Origin of the sequence: Cobetia sp. MMG027 (genome assembly GCF_027947415.1) — a bacterium.
GTDB classification, from domain to species: Bacteria; Pseudomonadota; Gammaproteobacteria; order Pseudomonadales; family Halomonadaceae; genus Cobetia; species Cobetia marina.
Genome location: NZ_JAQJIO010000006.1, coordinates 324959 through 340713, shown reverse-complemented (window position 1 = coordinate 340713; position 15755 = coordinate 324959). Strand labels below are relative to the sequence as shown.

The following is a 15755-nucleotide window of genomic DNA, read 5'->3' as shown; positions in this document are numbered from 1 at the left end:
CTGCTCACGTAACCCTTGGCGGCCTACTTGAAGAAGCTCCACCCCAGCACGACCAGCACCAGCGGAATCGAGATCCAGCGCAGCACCCAACGCCAGCGACGGAAGAAACGACGCGACGTCCCCAGCCCCGCCAATGCCAGATTCTGCGGCATGATCCAGCCCGCGAAGATGGCGATCAGCAGGCCGCCGATCGGCAGGAAGAAGTCCGGCGGAATCGTCGTCACCACATCGAAGGCGTTCATCTCTCCCAGCAGGTGCACCTCCTTGAGGCTCGAGAAGGACAGCACCGACAACAGGCCCATCGCCCAGACCGCGATACCCACCGCCAGCGCGGCACGCCGACGTGTCATTCCCCAGCCCTGCAGCACCTCGACGATGGGTTCGGCGATGTTGATCGAGCTGGTCCAGGTCGCCAGCAGCAGCAACAGGAAGAACAGCGCCAGCAGCAGGCTGCCGCCCGGCAGATTGGCAAAGGCGATGGGCAGGCTGACGAACATCAGTCCGGGCCCGGAAGCCGGGTCCAGCCCCTGACTGAACACCGCCGCGAAGATGGCGATCCCCGCCAGCAATGCCACCCCGATGTCCAGCGCCGCCACGGCAATCGCGGCCGTCGGCAGACTCTGGCGCTCCGGCATGTAGGCGCCATAGGCCATCAGCGCACAGGCGCCGACCGCCAGCGTGAAGAAGGCATGCCCCATGGCATTGAGCACCACGTCCAGCGTGATGGCGTCGGGATTGGGCATGAACAGCCAGCTGATGGCGGGACCGAAGCCCGGAGTGCTGATGCTGTAACCGGCCAATGCCAGCAACAGCACGTAGAGCAGCGGCATCATCAGGTTGTTGAGACGCTCGAGCCCCGAGGAGATGCCGGCGGCCACCACGCTCATGGTCATCAGCATGAAGACGGTGTGGTTGAAGGTCATGGTGACCGGGTCTTCCAGGAAGGCACCGAAGGAGGCGCCGATCTCCGGCGGGCTCATGCCGCTGAAGTCCCCCTTCAGTGAATCGACCAGATACTCGATCGACCAGCCCGACACCACCGAATAGAACGACAGGATGAAGAACATGGTGATGGCACCGAAGAAGCCCAGCCAGCGCCAGTTCGGCGTACGGCCAGCGCTGGTCGCCAGATGGGCGAGCGCCTGCATCGGCCCGCGCCGACCGGCGCGACCGATCATGATCTCGGCCATCATCACCGGCAGGCCCAGCAGCAGCACGAAGCCGATGTACAGCAGCAGAAAGGCCGAACCGCCGTTCTCGCCCGTCATGTACGGGAAGCGCCAGATGTTGCCCAACCCGACGGCAGCGCCGGTGACGGCCAGGATGAAGGCGCGGCGACTGCCCCAGCGTTCGGTGGTTTCGCTCATGTCTGCTCTCGTGGTGAAGAATCGATAGTCAATGAAGGCTCATCAGGGGCTGCAAGATAGCAGCCGCGTCGTTCAGGGCCAATGCGGGCTCGGCTCGGGCGTCCCACGCGGAGAGGTCCGAGCCGCCTCCTATCGGGTCGATAGATTGAATAACACGCGCCAAGGCCTCACATTCTAGGTATCCCCGCGGCGACGGTGACACCGTTCTCGTGGCGCCTCCGATGCGCCAGTCTTCCTTTACCGTTCACCGCTGCCGCCCATCCGAATGACGCGAGGTACACGATGTCGATCAATCCCCTGCTGGAACGCAACACTCTGCCTCCCTTCGACACCCTCAAGGCCGAGCATGTCGAAGACGCGATCAGCGAACTGCTGGAGCACAACCAGCAGGAGATCGAGCGCCTGATCGAGGCCACCCGCGACGACACGCGCTGGGACAACTTCGCCGCGCCGCTGGAAGCGCTTGGCGACCGCCTGAGCCAGGCCTGGTCACCGGTCTCGCACCTCAACTCGACCATGAATTCCCCCAAGCTGCGCGAGGCCTATCAGGCCTGTCTGGCCAAGCTGTCGGCCTACTCCACCTGGGTGGGTCAGAACAGCGATCTGGCCGCGGCCTATCAGCGCCTTGCGGACAGCGACGAATTCGCAAGCCTTGATGAAGCCCAGCAGAAGGCGATCACCAACAGTCTGCGCGATTTCCGTCTCGCCGGTGTCGATCTGCCCCAGGACAAGAAGCAGCGTTATGGCGAGATCCAGGCGCGCCTGTCCGAACTCTCCAACACCTTCTCCAACCATGTGCTGGATGCCACCCAGGCCTGGCACAAGGATGTCGAGGAAGAGGCGCTGGCGGGCGTGCCGGAAAGCGGCCTCGCGGCGCTCAAGGCCAACGCCGAGGCCAAGGGGCTGGAAGGCTATCGCATCACCCTGGACTTCCCGAGCTTCTTCCCGGTGCTCGGCTACGCCGACAACCGCGAGCTGCGCGAGGAGGTCTACACCGCCTTCGTCACCCGCGCCTCGGAAAAGGGTCCCAACGCCGGTGATTTCGACAACGGTCCGGTGATCGAGGAGATTCTGGCCCTGCGTCAGGAACTGGCCAGGCTGATCGGTTTCGACGATTACGCCTCACTGTCACTGGCAACCAAGATGGCCGACTCGCCGGCACAGGTCATCAGCTTCCTCGAGGACCTCGCGACCCGTGCAGTGCCCCAGGCGCGTGAAGAGTTCAACGAGCTGGCGGCCTACGCCACCGAAAGCCTCGGCATCGATGACCTGCAACCGTGGGATGTCGGCTACGCCAGCGAGAAGCTGCGCGAATCACGCTACGCGATCAATCAGGAACAGCTGCGCCCCTACTTCCCGGCGCCGCAGGCCATCGACGGACTGTTCGAGGTGGTCAATCGCCTCTACGGCATCACCTTCCAGCAGCGTGAAGTGCCGGTGTGGCACGACGACGTCAGCTACTACGAGGTGATCGAGAATGACACGCCGATCGCCGGCTTCTATCTCGATCTCTATGCCCGCGAAGGCAAGCGTGGCGGCGCCTGGATGGACGAGTGCCGCGTGCGTCGTCGCCGCGAGGATGGCAGCCTGCAGTTGCCGGTCGCCTATCTGACCTGCAACTTCACCCGCCCGGTGGGTGGCCGCCCGGCGCTGCTGACCCACGATGAAGTGGTTACGCTGTTCCACGAGTTCGGTCACGGTCTGCATCACATGCTGACCCGTCAGGAAGTCGCCGAAGTCTCCGGCATCAATGGCGTGGCGTGGGACGCCGTCGAGCTGCCCAGCCAGTTCATGGAGAACTTCTGCTACGAGCGTGAAGGGCTGGATCTGATCGCGCGTCACGTGGATACCGGCGAGCGTCTGCCCGACGACATGCTCGAGCGCCTGCAGGCAGCCCGCAACTTCCAGGCGGCGATGACCATGGTCCGCCAGCTGGAATTCTCGCTGTTCGACTTCCGCCTGCATCACGAGCTCGACACGCCGTCCGCCGGCGATGTCCAGACGCTGCTCGACGAGGTACGCAGCAAGGTCGCCGTGGTCCCGGCGGTCGAGTTCAACCGCTTCCAGAATGGCTTCAGCCACATCTTCGCCGGCGGTTACGCCGCGGGTTACTACAGCTACAAGTGGGCCGAAGTGCTGTCGGCGGATGCCTTCAGCGCCTTCGAGGAAAGCGCGGTCTTCGACACCGCCACCGGTCAGCGCTTCCGGGAAGAGGTACTGGCCAAGGGTGGCTCGCGTGATGCCGCCGAGCTGTTCCGCGCCTTCCGAGGCCGTGACCCGCAGGTCGGTGCCCTGCTGCGTCACTCCGGTATCGGTGCCCAGGCGGCCTGAGCCTCGCCCAGACGCCGGTCTTGATGACGGCGCAAGCCTGATCACACACTGCTGACCCTGCGCCCCTGACCTTTGCCGGTCGGGGGCGTATCATATGGCGCATCGTCCGCCTGACGCTCGCATTGCCCGATGCCGAGCGGCCTGACACAACCAGATCCTGACTGGAGGCACCATGTCTACCATCAAGCGCTTCATCGCGGGTGCCGTCTGCCCACGCTGCGGAGCAATGGACCGCCTGCGCACCTGGGAGCAGAACGAGACACGCTACCGTGACTGCGTGTCCTGTGACTTCTTCGAGCAACAGGCCATCGAGGAACCGCCCACCCTCGAGGAGCTGTCCACGCGCGTGAACGCGCCACGCGACGAGCCCGCGAGTGATGAGGTCCAGCCGGTGCGTATCCTGGACCCCGGCAAGCTGCATTGACCGCATGTGATATCGCGAGCCCCCCGTGGCATCCATGCTTGCTGCATGAAAAAGCCCCGCCAGATGGCGGGGCTTTTGCGTATCAGCTCGACGGACTGTCAGCTCGACTGGCCCACGGCTTTCATTTGACCACGCCGCAGGCAACGCGCGAGCCGCCACCGCCCAGCTTGGGCGTATCGGTGTAGTTGTCACCGCCAGAGTGGATCATCAGCGCATGACCGCCGAGATCGCTCTCCTTGAGGCGCGGAGCCAACACCGGCAGCGAGATCTTGCCATCGGCATCGACGCTCAGCGCCGGAAGATCGCCCAGGTGGCCATCGCCATACGGGCCCTGGTGGGTGCCGGTCTCCTCTGGGTCGAAGTGGCCACCTGCCGCGGCACCGGCCACGGCCTCACCGTCCTTCTCGGCGGGTTCGCAGCTGGCATTGGCATGCAGGTGGAAGCCATGGATGCCGCTTTCGAGTCCTTCGATCTTCGGCGTCAGCAGCAGACCATCAGCAGTGTCCTCGGCCATGATGCTACCGACGGTCTCGCCCACCCCGTCACTGCTGACACGATGCATTTCCACCTCGGTGGCCGCCTGGGCGACACCGCCGAACAACCAGGCACCGAGCGCCACCGCAGCGGCGCTCTTGAAGGGCTTTCTGGTAGATGTCGCAAAGGATGCCGTATGCCGTGTTTCGTGATTCATGAGCAATCTCTCCTTCACTGAGGCCGGCTTCACTGCCGACGCCTTGAGTGGCTTGCGGGCCGCTGTCGCAAGCGGCTACCCCTCAGACCTCAGGGCGAGAGACGTCACATTCAATGCAATTCTGCCAATGACTTGCCGCGCACGCCGGGCGAGCACACCTCAGCGAGAAGAGATCCCCAGGTTTTCCAGCACCTTGAGACACGGCCCGGCCTGGTTGAGGGTATAGAAATGCAGACCCGGCGCGCCGCCATCCAGCAGACGCTGACTCATCCGCGAGATCACCTCGGTACCGAAGGCCTGGAGGCTCTCGCTGTCATCGGCGTAGCTCTCGAGCTGCCTGCGAATCCAGCGCGGAATCTCGGCACCGCAGGAGTCGGAGAAACGCGCCAGCTTGGTGTAATTGGTGATCGGCATGATGCCCGGGATGATCGGCTGCTGGATGCCCAGATCACGTGCTCGCTCCACGAAGTGGAAGTAGGCATCGGCATTGAAGAAGTACTGGGTGATGGCGATGTCGGCCCCGGCATTCATCTTGCGTGCGAAGTTCTCCAGATCCATACGGTAGTTGTCAGCCTGCGGGTGACACTCCGGGTAGGCGGCCACCGCGATCTCGAAATGATCGCCGGTCTCGTCACGCACGAACTCCACCAGCTCATTGGCATGGCGCAGTTCACTGCGCGCGCCCATCCCGGACGGCAGATCACCGCGCAGCGCCACCAGGCGCTTGATGCCCTGCTCGCGATACTCGCCGAGAATCTCGCGCAGCTCACCACGGTCGCTGCCGACACATGACAGATGCGGCGCCGTGCAGATACCGCTGCTGCGCACGGACTGCACGGTATTGAAGGTGCGCTCACGCGTGGAGCCACCAGCGCCATAGGTGACCGAGAAGAATGCCGGGTCCAGCGCGGCCAGGCGGTCACGGACACCCATCAGCTTTTCACGTCCCACCTCGGTATTCGGTGGAAAGAACTCGAAACTGATGCCTGAGGGGTGTTCGCTGGCGCTCATGGGGCGGCCTCCTGGTCGGTCGTGTCCGGCATTGATGTTCTTGTGCCGCACACGTCGCGGTGTGCGTGCTGCCGTGTGGCGCTGCGCTGATGACACAAGCACGCGCACGGTGCATGTCATGCATCATGACCTGCGCCTCGATCCACGGCCAATGAAAGGTTTTCGCCTCAACATCAATATCATTCATATAAGAAACTGCTTTCTTATAACCACAACGCCTTACCCGGCTCACCTGCTGCGCGACACCCTCCCTGCAGCCCGAGCGGGCGCCGTTTTCGAGATGACGTCGGCACATGACTCACGGCATGATGGCTCGCACGCCCCCGCCCCGCTTCACAAGGAACCGTGATGGATCACCTGGATCTGCAGCAACCGCTCTGGATGCTGATCACCTTCGTTGCCATCGGCGCACTTTGCGCCCGCAAGCTGGCCATCGACCCACGCCCCATCGCCACCTTGCTGATCTACGTGATCGCGCCGCTGACCTTCTTCCGCGGACTGGTGCTGGGCGAGCCCTCCTTGAGCGATCTGGGTCTGACACTGGGCCTGTTCACGCTGTCGAGCCTCATCTGTCTGCTGGTGCGTCCACTGGCCGCGAAGTTCTTCCCGCCGCAGGAGGCCGCCTTGCTCGCCTTCTCTTCCGGCACCGGCAACACCGGCTACTTCGGCCTGCCGGTCGCGATGCTGTTGCTGCCGCCGGAAGGCGTGACCCAGTACCTGTTCTGCCTGCTCGGCATCACCCTGTATGAGTTCACGCTGGGCTTCTACGTCAGTGCGCGCGGGCAGTTCTCGATGCAGCAAAGTCTGGTGAAGATCGCGCGGCTGCCGCTGATCTACGCCTTCATGGCCGCACTGCTGGTCGGCACGCTGGGGCTTCAGGTGCCGGGGGCGGTCATGGAGGGGCTCGACTACTTCAAGTACAGCTACACGGTGCTGGGCATGATGATCATCGGCATGACGCTGGGGGGCATCAGCCTGCGCGAGGTCGACCCGCGCTTCATCCTGGCCGCGACCGCCCTGCGTTTCGTGATGTGGCCGCTGCTGAGTCTGGGCAGCGTGATGCTGCTGGGCAGCCTGTTCGCACTCGACCCGGTACTGGCGCAGGTCCTGCTGCTGCTGGGGGTGGTGCCGATGGCCGCCAATGTGGTCGTGCTGGCCATCGAGCTGAACATCCAGCCGGCCAAGGGCGCGATCGCGGTGATGCTGACTACCCTGGCGGCCCCGCTGATCATCCCACTCTACCTGTCATGGATGCTGACGATCAGCGGGCTGGGGTGAGGCTCAGGCCCCGGCCATCTCGGGGGTGACGGCCTCGGTGGCGGGTGGCACGGCCTGACGCGGCATCACATGACGCGGGGCGCTTTCGAGAATCTGCCCCTGCCAGTCGATCAGATGCAGTGCGCCGTCGCCATCTTCCGCCAGCGCAGTGCAGTGCTCTACCCAGTCGCCGTCGTTGCAGTAGAGCACGCCATCCTCGACCCGAAAGCCCGCCTGGTGGATATGCCCACCGACATAGCCATCCAGGCCCTCGAGACGGGCCTGGCGCATGGCCGCCTCCTCGAACTGGGCCACGTAGCGCTGGGCGACGCCACTGCGGCGCTTGAGCGCGCTGGCCAGCGACCAGTAAGGCAGACCGAACATGCCACGCGCGCGGTTGCACCAGCGATTGAGCGACAGGATGAAGCCGTGCATGCCATCCCCCAGCGTGAGCAGCCACGGTGCGATGCGCACATGGGTATCGAATTCATCGCCGTGAGAGACCAGCAGGCGGCGCCCGCTGCCGGTGGTATGGATCACGCGCCGCTCGATGCTCACGTTGTGGAGCTTGAGGCCGCAGAGCCGACGGAAGGCGGCATCGTGATTGCCGGGAATGTAGATGACCTCGCAGCCACTGCGTGCCAGGCGCAGTACCCGCGCCACCAGCGCCTGCTGATCCTTGTCGAGCACCGCACGCTTGCGCATCGCCAGCAGATCCACGATATCGCCGACCAGATACAGACGCTCAGGGCGCACGCGCCGCAGCAGCTTCGCGAGCAGCGCCGCCTGACAGTCCGGCGTGCCCAGATGCACGTCCGAGATGAACAATGTCCGCACCTGGCCGAGTGACGCATGCCGTGGCGCCGCCTCTGCAGAAGACGCCGGAGAAGACGGGGGAGCGAAGTGCGGCACGGGCATGTCAGTTACCTCTGATCAATCACCTCGGGATCGGCGAGCGCAGACAGACATGGCTACGCCCCGGATTGCCGGACCAGAGTGACCGCGTGCGATGACGCCTCCATAACAGGACCATGACCGGGCGATGACAACCCGCCGCTCACGCCTGCTGATTGCTCCCCTTTACCACCGCATGCCGGCCGGCGCGCTTCTGGCGGTACATGCGATCATCCGCGATGTGGATGAGATCCTGCACGCTGATCTCGCCCTGCAGTACCGAGTCATGCGTGACCCGCCCGATGCTCACCTCGACCGGAAAGGCGATCTGCTCCTCGAGACGTTGCGCCTCCAGGTGATGCATCAGCTGATTCGCCGCCTGCTGACTGGCCATGTCGCAGGCCCCGGGCAGCACGACCAGAAACTCGTCTCCGCCCAGACGGCAGGCCATCCCTTCCTCTCCCGCGGCCTGTGCCGCGCCTGCGGCGACCAACTGGATCAGCCGGTCCCCCTGGGGATGGCCAAAGGTGTCGTTGACGTACTTCAAGCGATCGACATCCACGAACAGGATGGATAGACACCGGCGTTCTCGCAGGCTGGCGGCCAACGTCCTGTCGAGAAACTCGAGACCACAGCGGCGGTTGGGCAGACTGGTCAGCAGGTCATGGTTGGCACGGTATTCCAGCTCATGCTGCTGCGTGAGCAGCTGCTGATTCATGTGGCTGAGCTCGGCGTTGCGCACCTCCAGTGCCCGGCGCAGCTTGACGGTACGCAGGAAGGTGGAGCTGCGAGCGTGCGCCAGCGCCGGCGCCATGATCATCGTCGCGATCATGTAGGCACCTCCCGCGCCGGCAAGGTCCTTGAGCGAGAGCGGGCTCAGCCATAGAAAGAGCGGCAGATAGCCCAGTATCAACGGCAGACTGCTGACCAGCTGGTACCGCCAGCCCCACACCAGCCACGCCGGCATGGCGATCAGCATGGAGGTCGAGAAGCTCAGGTTCCACAGCGATAGCGTGATGGCATCCTGGATCATCGTCGCGCCGAAGCAGAAATACAGATTGGCGCAGACGGCGCCGAGCAATGCGATATCGTCGGGCCGACGTGGCTGGCGACGCAGTAGCGTCACACACAGCACACAGACACCGAGAAGCAGAAAGCGCCCGAGCCACAAGGTCGGCCAGGCGTCAGGGACCTGGAAGTAATCGAACAGCAGAAAGCACGCCAGACCCGCCATCGCGAACAGCACGAAGGTATGATTGAGTCGCGCCCGATAATGGCGAGACTCCTCATCCTCCATCTCACTGCATGGCATGAGGTGATCATGGAACGACACGGCACGTCCTCTCGGAAAGCTGGGGCATGGCCTCATGCTACACCTGCCGCCAGCCTCCCCCTATCCCGACGGCTCGCGTCCCGCCAACGCTACTGCCACGAGTCCTGGCGGCGAGATGCACTCAGGGCCCGATACCGGGAAGGTACGGGCCCTGAGCGTCTCGACGTGACTCGCGCCTTTCGCCTGCGGTCAGACGACCTTGCCGCGTGAACCAGCAGGCACATAGATGCGCGCGGAGGCAGCATCTCCCAGCCAATATCCCGAGAAGATGCCATACAGCCCTGCCGCCATCAGGCCGCCGATGAACAGCGTGAAGTGGGTGATGTCACCCAGCGGCAGGAAGCTGATGACCAGCGTCACCGCCGAGGAGGCCAGCAACGCCTTGACCGCCGCGACATTGACGCCCTTCTCGAAGAAATACTCTCCCTGCGCGCTGTCGGTGAACAATGCCCGGGTGTTGATGCCGCCCTTGTGGATCAAGTAGTGATCGAACAGGATCACGCCATACACCGGGCCGATGGCCGCGGCGAGAATGCCCACGGTGTACTGGATGATTTCCGGATTGTTGAACAGATTCCACGGCGTGATGAAGATGGAGCCGACGGCGGCGAGCATGCCGCCCATCCGCCAGCTGATGCGCGACGGCGCCACATTGGAGAAGTCGAACGCCGGTGACACGAAGTTGGCCACGATGTTGATGCCGATGGTCGCCAGCACCAGGGTCAGGATGCCCAGCGCCGCCGCGACACCGTTGTCGATGCGCGCGACAGTCTCCATCGGGTCATGCAGCATCTCGCCGAAGATGGGCTGCGTGCCGGACACTACTACCACGGTGATGACGGCAAACAGCAGGAAGTTGACCGGCAGGCCCCAGAAGTTGCCACGCTTCACGTCACCAGGCGTGGCGCAGTAACGCGAGAAGTCACCGAAGTTGAGCGTCGGACCCGCGAAGTAGCCCGCCACCAGGGCCGCGGCGATCACCATCTGCCACAGGGCATCACTGCCGGAGAGTGTCTTGCTGCCCAGCGTGAAGCTGATGTTGTCCCAGCCGGCCTGCCAGACGATCCAGCCCGCCAGCGCGAACATCACCACATAGACCGCCGGCCCGGCGAAATCGATGAAACGGCGCACCGCGTTCATGCCCCACCAGAACACCAGCGCCTGTAGCACCCACATGAACAGGAAGCAGTACCAGCCAAGCTGCGAGAGGCCGAGGTACTGGACCTCGGTCAGCCCCTCCAGCGACGGCACGTAACGCAGCAGCACCAGCATCAAGGCATGTGCCGCCAGATACGTCTGGATGCCGTACCACACCACCGCGATCAGCCCGCGGATGATCGCCGGGATATTGGCGCCATAGATGCCGAAGGACTGGCGGCAGACCACCGGAAACGGTACCCCCGTCTGCTGGCTGGGCCGCGAGATCAGATTGGCGAACACCTGCACCACCAGAATCCCCACCAGCATCGAGACCAGAATCTGCCAGCTGGCCAGACCCAGGGTGAACAGACTGGCGGCGAAGACATAGCCACCGACGCTGTGCACGTCGGACATCCAGAACGAGAAGATGTTGTACCAGTTCCAGTTCTGCTCGCAGGGCGCGAGGTCGTCGTTGATGAGCCGCTTGCTGGCGTTGCTCAGGTCAGGGGGAGTCTGGGGTGTCATTGTTGTCTCCAGAGGGGGCTTGGTGCCCGAGTGGACGTTCCGTCCGTGGGCCGGTCACGAGGCATCACGCCTCGCCATGCCTATCCCCCTATCAACAAGCATGCCAATGAAACATATGTTGCGGCTTTTCAATCTCCCAGCGTTTCCCCCAACCCCCGCTCTGCCTGCACCTCCTGCCAGTAGTGCCTCTCAAGCCGAAATCGCTGCCCCCTCAAGCACCATCGATTCCCCCTGAATTCGCCATATGCACCACCAGGGCGCACCAACGATGAAACGAACGTTGCTGAAGCGGTGATTGCCCGTCTGGCACGAATGCTGCTCACGTATTGACCATCCTGCTCGAACGTCTCACCCATCCCCGCGAGCCGAACCTCATCACAGGAGACACGCGCCATGTTGCGTCTCAAGGTCATCAATCCCAACACCAGCCAGGCGATGAGCCAGCAGATGGCGCACTCGCTGCAACGACAGCTCGCGGACGACGTCCGACTCGAGGTACTGACCGCCGAGCATGGCGCCCCCAGCATCGAGACGGCCGTCGAGGAAGCCATGGCGGTGGTCGCGCTGCTGAGTCTGATCGCCCGGGACAGGGAAGGCCTGCTGGACACGCCCCCCGCCGATGGCTATCTGCTGGCCTGCTTCGGTGACCCCGGCCTTGAGGCCGCCCGCGAACTGAGCCCCGTGCCGGTGATCGGCATCGCCCAGGCCGCCATGCACATGGCCACGCTGGCGGCTCCCTCCTTTGCCATCGTCACCAGCATGACCAGCACGCTGCCGATGTCCGAGCAGCTGCTGGAGCGCTATGCGATGCGTCCGCTGTGCAAGGCACTGCTGGCCTGTGACGTCCCGGTACTGGCGCTGTCCGAGGCGCGCACTCCCCCGCAGGCGCTGCTTGAGAGCTGTGAGCAGGCCAGGGCGAGCGGTGCCGGCAGCATCGTGCTGGGCTGCGCCGCGATGGGCCCGCTGCGCGACGCCATCGCTCGGGATATCGGTCTGCCGGTGGTCGACCCGCTGCTGGCGGGACGGGATCTGCTGCTGACATTGATGCGCCAGCCCGCCGTCACCCGCGCGGCACCGGGCGGCGAGGCCAAGCCGCTCAGCGGCGTCTTTGCCCGGGGGCTGGCCGCCCTCTGACCTGCCATTGCGATGCCCTTGGCTTGCCTCTCTCGACAGCAACGAAAACGCCCCCTCACTGCTGTCAGTAAGGGGGCGTTCCTCTTGGCAGGCTCTGACTCAATGCTGGTCGTGCGGCGCCTCCGAGCGAGAGCGATCCCCGACGACTGCGGTCACCAGCTTGCCGATGCTCAGGCCCTGCACGAGGATCGAGAACAGCACGATGATGTAGGTGGTGACCACCAGCGGCTCGCGGAAGTCACCTTCGGGAATCGCCAGGGCCAGTGCCACCGAGATGCCGCCGCGCAGGCCACCCCAGGTGAGCACGCGCGTGGTGCCGGCCCGGAAGGTATACCAGCGCCGCAAGAGGCTCAGCGGAATGCCGATCAGCGCCAGACGCGAGAGCAGGATGACCGCCACCAGCGCCAGGGCGATGCCGATCGAGGTCAGGGTGATCGGCATCAGTACCAGCTCGAGGCCGATCAGCACGAACAGCACCGCGTTGAGGATCTCGTCGACCAGCTCCCAGAAACCGTCCAGATAGCGGCGGGTGTTGTCGGACATGGCGCCATCACGCGCCATGTTGCCGATGATCAGCCCCGCCACCACCATCGCGATGGGGCCGGAGACGTGCAGCGCCGAGGCCAGCGCGTAGCCGCCCAACACCAGCGCCAGGCTCAGCATCACCTCGACCTGATACTGGTCGATGCTGCGCATCAGCTGATAGACCAGCGCACCCAGTGCCAGACCGAGCAGAATCCCGCCGCCGGCTTCCTCGAGGAACAGGAGCCCCATGTGGCCGAGCTCGACCTCACCGCTGCCCGCCGAGGCCGCGCTCAACAGCGCGGTGAACAGCACCACCGCCACGCCATCATTGAACAGTGACTCGCCGACGATGCGGATCTCCATGTCGGCAGGCGCCCCGGCGCTGCGCATGATGCCGAGCACGGCGATCGGGTCGGTGGGCGAGATCAGCGCACCGAACACCAGGCAATACAGGTACGGCACCTCGATGCCGGCCCACTGGAACAGCCACCAGGCGGCGGAGCCGATCACCAGGGTCGAGACCAGCACGCCCAGCGTGGCCAGCAGGCCGATGGAGCGGCGATAGGCCTTCAGACGCGAGAGATCCACGTGCAGCGCACCGGCGAACAGCAGGAAGGACAGCATGCCGTCCATCAGCAGGCTGTTGAAGTTGATGCGCCCCAGCCAGTCTTCCGCGATGTCGGCCACGACGGTGGTCACCGCGAAGTGATCCAGTCCGATCACGCCGAGTGACAGCACCAGACCGATGGCCATCACGCCGATGGTCGGGGGCAGGCGCAGGACCCGGTGGTTGAACCACATGCACACGGCAGTGATGGTAATGAACAGTGCAGCGAGATTGAGCATCCGAAAACGGTCCTTTGCAGTGGCGCCGATACCCTGGCGGGCATGACGTCCTTGTCATTCGTCTTTCATACGAGCTGGTGTGGTGAGCCACTCGCGTGGCCAGCAGCGCTGATCGTGACTGCCATAACGGGTCGTGACTGCCAGAACGGGTCGTGACTGCCAGCACTGGCCGTGATTCCCAGCACTGGCCGTGACTACCAGAGATCACCGTGACGTTCACGGTGACAGAGATAGAGACGCAGCTCGAACTCACGTTGATGATACTCCGGCTGCATGTGACAGCAGAGTCGATAGAACGCCTTGTCGTGGGCCTTCTCGCGCAGATGCGCCAGCTCATGGACCACGATCATGTTCAGCAGCGGCTCCGGCAGGCGCCGAAACAGCGACGAGATGCGGATCTCGTGCTTGGCCTTGAGCTTGTTGCCCTGCACCCGCGACACGAAGGTGTGCAGCCCCAGGGCGTTGTCGATGACGTGAATCCGGTCGTCATAGACCACCTTGCTGATCGGCGCCGAGCTGCGCAGGTACTGATTCTTCAGCGCCATGGTGTAGTCATGCAGCGCACGGGCCCCCTGCAGCTGATGTGGCTCGGGATATCTAGCGAGAAAGAAGGCTGCCGTCTTGCCCGACGCCAGCAGTTCACTCGCCTGCTGTTGGATCTCGGGGCCGTAGCCCTTGAGATAGCGTAGATCAGCCACTGGGCCTCTCTCCTGTTGCTGTCCCACAAAGGGTCAGACCTGCGTGTCAGTCGGGCTCGCGCCGCTAACGCTCCACCAGAGACAGGAAAACCCGCCGAAGCGGGTTTTCCTGTCATGACACTGAGCCGGTGGGGGCGAGATGCCCCTCCCCTGCCAGGCCTGTCGAGCTGACGACCTTACAGGCCGGCAGCAGCCTTGAGGCCAGCGGCACGGTCGGTCTTTTCCCACGGGAAGGCGGTGAAGGTTTCGGTCTTCTTCTCGCCGGTCACGTCGGTCCAGCTGTAGCTGTGCTCGAACGGCTCACGACCGAAGTGGCCGTAGGCAGCGGTCAGCTGATACATCGGGTGCGCCAGATCCAGCATGGTGGTGATGGCATACGGACGCAGGTCGAAGTGCTCGCGCACCAGCTCGACGATCTTGGCATCGCTGATCTTGCCGGTGCCGAAGGTGTTGATCGAGACGGAGGTCGGCTCGGCGACACCGATGGCGTAGGAGACCTGGATCTCGCACTTGTCGGCCAGACCGCTGGCGACGACGTTCTTGGCCACGTAACGACCGGCATAGGCGGCGCTGCGATCGACCTTGGACGGGTCCTTGCCGGAGAAGGCACCACCACCGTGACGGGCCATGCCGCCGTAGGTGTCGACGATGATCTTGCGGCCCGTCAGACCACAGTCACCCACCGGGCCACCGATGACGAAGTTGCCGGTCGGGTTGATGTGGTATTCGGTGGTCTCGGACAGCCACTCGGCCGGCAGGACCTGCTCGATGATCTCGCGCTTGACCATCGCGCGCAGGTCTTCCTGGGACACTTCCGGGTCATGCTGGGTGGACAGCACGACGGCTTCGACGGCGACCGGCTTGCCGGCTTCGTCGTAGCGGAAGGTGACCTGACTCTTCGCATCCGGACGCAGCCACGGCAGCATGCCGTTCTTGCGCAGTTCCGCCTGACGCTCCACCAGACGGTGAGCGTAGTGGATCGGCGCCGGCATGAAGGAGTCGGTCTCGTTGGTGGCATAGCCGAACATCAGGCCCTGGTCGCCCGCGCCCTGATCTTCCGGCTTGGTGCGATCGACGCCCTGGGCGATATCGACGCTCTGCTTGCCGATCAGGTTCAGGACACCACAGGTCTCGCCGTCGAAACCGACATCGGAAGAGGTGTAGCCGATATCCGTGATGACACGACGTACCAGCTCCTCGAGATCGACCCACGCGCTGGTGGAGATCTCACCGGCCACGATGGCCACGCCTGTCTTGACGAGCGTTTCGCACGCCACGCGTGCCTGCTTGTCGCGCGCGATGATGGCATCGAGCACGGCATCGGAAATCTGGTCGGCAATCTTGTCCGGGTGCCCTTCGGACACGGACTCGGATGTGAAGAGTGAGTATTCGCTCATTGGTCCTCGACCCTCTTTTCGGATGCGGGGATGATTCGGCCACTGACGGCAGATGGCTGCTTGAGACCGAGTAGAAACACGCTTGCGGCGCACGTTGAGGACTGACACAGACGGCCCGGCCTCGGGGGGGCGAGTTTACACGCCACTTATGTGAGTGCCTAGCGCCATGCGGACTGCACGAC

Annotated in this window: 13 protein-coding genes; 4 read left to right on the top strand and 9 right to left on the bottom strand. The window is 64.1% G+C overall.

Annotated features, from left to right (window positions below):
• Window positions 1-23 precede the first annotated feature (23 nt).
• On the bottom strand, window positions 24-1367 hold the full coding sequence (locus PJK54_RS10700; protein ID WP_176493858.1) for a sodium-dependent transporter: 1344 nt from the start codon (window positions 1365-1367) through the stop codon (window positions 24-26).
• A 282-nt stretch (window positions 1368-1649) separates the two neighbouring features.
• Here PJK54_RS10700 and prlC point away from each other — a divergent pair, with 282 nt between their 5' ends.
• Window positions 1650-3698: an oligopeptidase A gene (prlC, locus tag PJK54_RS10695; protein ID WP_271302780.1), complete on the top strand. Its 2049-nt coding sequence runs from the start codon at window positions 1650-1652 to the stop codon at window positions 3696-3698.
• A gap of 172 nt (window positions 3699-3870) precedes the next feature.
• The gene (locus PJK54_RS10690; RefSeq protein ID WP_084207738.1) at window positions 3871-4122 is read left to right on the top strand and encodes a YheV family putative zinc ribbon protein; all 252 of its coding nucleotides are present in this window, start codon (window positions 3871-3873) and stop codon (window positions 4120-4122) included.
• A 121-nt stretch (window positions 4123-4243) separates the two neighbouring features.
• Here PJK54_RS10690 and sodC read toward each other — a convergent pair whose 3' ends face one another.
• Window positions 4244-4813, bottom strand: coding sequence for a superoxide dismutase family protein (gene sodC, locus PJK54_RS10685; protein WP_136939546.1), 570 nt, complete (start codon window positions 4811-4813; stop codon window positions 4244-4246).
• Between the two features lie 159 nt (window positions 4814-4972).
• Window positions 4973-5824, bottom strand: a complete 852-nt coding sequence (metF, locus tag PJK54_RS10680; protein ID WP_077379955.1) for a methylenetetrahydrofolate reductase [NAD(P)H] — start codon at window positions 5822-5824, stop codon at window positions 4973-4975.
• Between the two features lie 348 nt (window positions 5825-6172).
• Between metF and PJK54_RS10675 the strand changes: the two genes are divergently transcribed.
• Window positions 6173-7102 carry an AEC family transporter gene (locus PJK54_RS10675; protein WP_077379953.1) on the top strand — a complete coding sequence of 310 codons (930 nt, stop codon included), beginning with the start codon at window positions 6173-6175 and terminating at the stop codon, window positions 7100-7102.
• Between the two features lie 3 nt (window positions 7103-7105).
• On the opposite strand, the gene PJK54_RS10670 is transcribed toward PJK54_RS10675, so the two are convergent.
• The 3 genes from PJK54_RS10670 to PJK54_RS10660 all read right to left on the bottom strand — a co-directional run bounded on the left by PJK54_RS10670 (window position 7106) and on the right by PJK54_RS10660 (window position 10973).
• Entirely contained in the window at window positions 7106-7999 is an 894-nt protein-coding gene (locus PJK54_RS10670) for a UDP-2,3-diacylglucosamine diphosphatase (protein ID WP_271302779.1), read from the bottom strand.
• 139 nt (window positions 8000-8138) lie between these two features.
• The gene (locus PJK54_RS10665; protein ID WP_167592949.1) at window positions 8139-9287 is read right to left on the bottom strand and encodes a GGDEF domain-containing protein; all 1149 of its coding nucleotides are present in this window, start codon (window positions 9285-9287) and stop codon (window positions 8139-8141) included.
• Between the two features lie 210 nt (window positions 9288-9497).
• Window positions 9498-10973: an NCS1 family nucleobase:cation symporter-1 gene (locus tag PJK54_RS10660; RefSeq protein ID WP_077379947.1), complete on the bottom strand. Its 1476-nt coding sequence runs from the start codon at window positions 10971-10973 to the stop codon at window positions 9498-9500.
• A 393-nt stretch (window positions 10974-11366) separates the two neighbouring features.
• Between PJK54_RS10660 and PJK54_RS10655 the strand changes: the two genes are divergently transcribed.
• On the top strand, window positions 11367-12107 hold the full coding sequence (locus PJK54_RS10655; RefSeq protein ID WP_271302778.1) for an aspartate/glutamate racemase family protein: 741 nt from the start codon (window positions 11367-11369) through the stop codon (window positions 12105-12107).
• A gap of 99 nt (window positions 12108-12206) precedes the next feature.
• Here the strand turns inward: PJK54_RS10655 and PJK54_RS10650 are convergent, their stop codons facing one another.
• The 3 genes from PJK54_RS10650 to metK all read right to left on the bottom strand — a co-directional run bounded on the left by PJK54_RS10650 (window position 12207) and on the right by metK (window position 15573).
• Window positions 12207-13478: a cation:proton antiporter gene (locus PJK54_RS10650; RefSeq protein ID WP_271302777.1), complete on the bottom strand. Its 1272-nt coding sequence runs from the start codon at window positions 13476-13478 to the stop codon at window positions 12207-12209.
• Window positions 13479-13672: 194 nt separating this feature from the next.
• Window positions 13673-14176 (bottom strand): M48 metallopeptidase family protein, encoded by a 504-nt coding sequence (locus tag PJK54_RS10645; RefSeq protein WP_077379941.1) that lies wholly within the window; start codon window positions 14174-14176, stop codon window positions 13673-13675.
• A 176-nt stretch (window positions 14177-14352) separates the two neighbouring features.
• Entirely contained in the window at window positions 14353-15573 is a 1221-nt protein-coding gene (gene metK / locus PJK54_RS10640) for a methionine adenosyltransferase (RefSeq protein WP_077379939.1), read from the bottom strand.
• Between the last annotated feature and the right edge of the window lie 182 nt (window positions 15574-15755).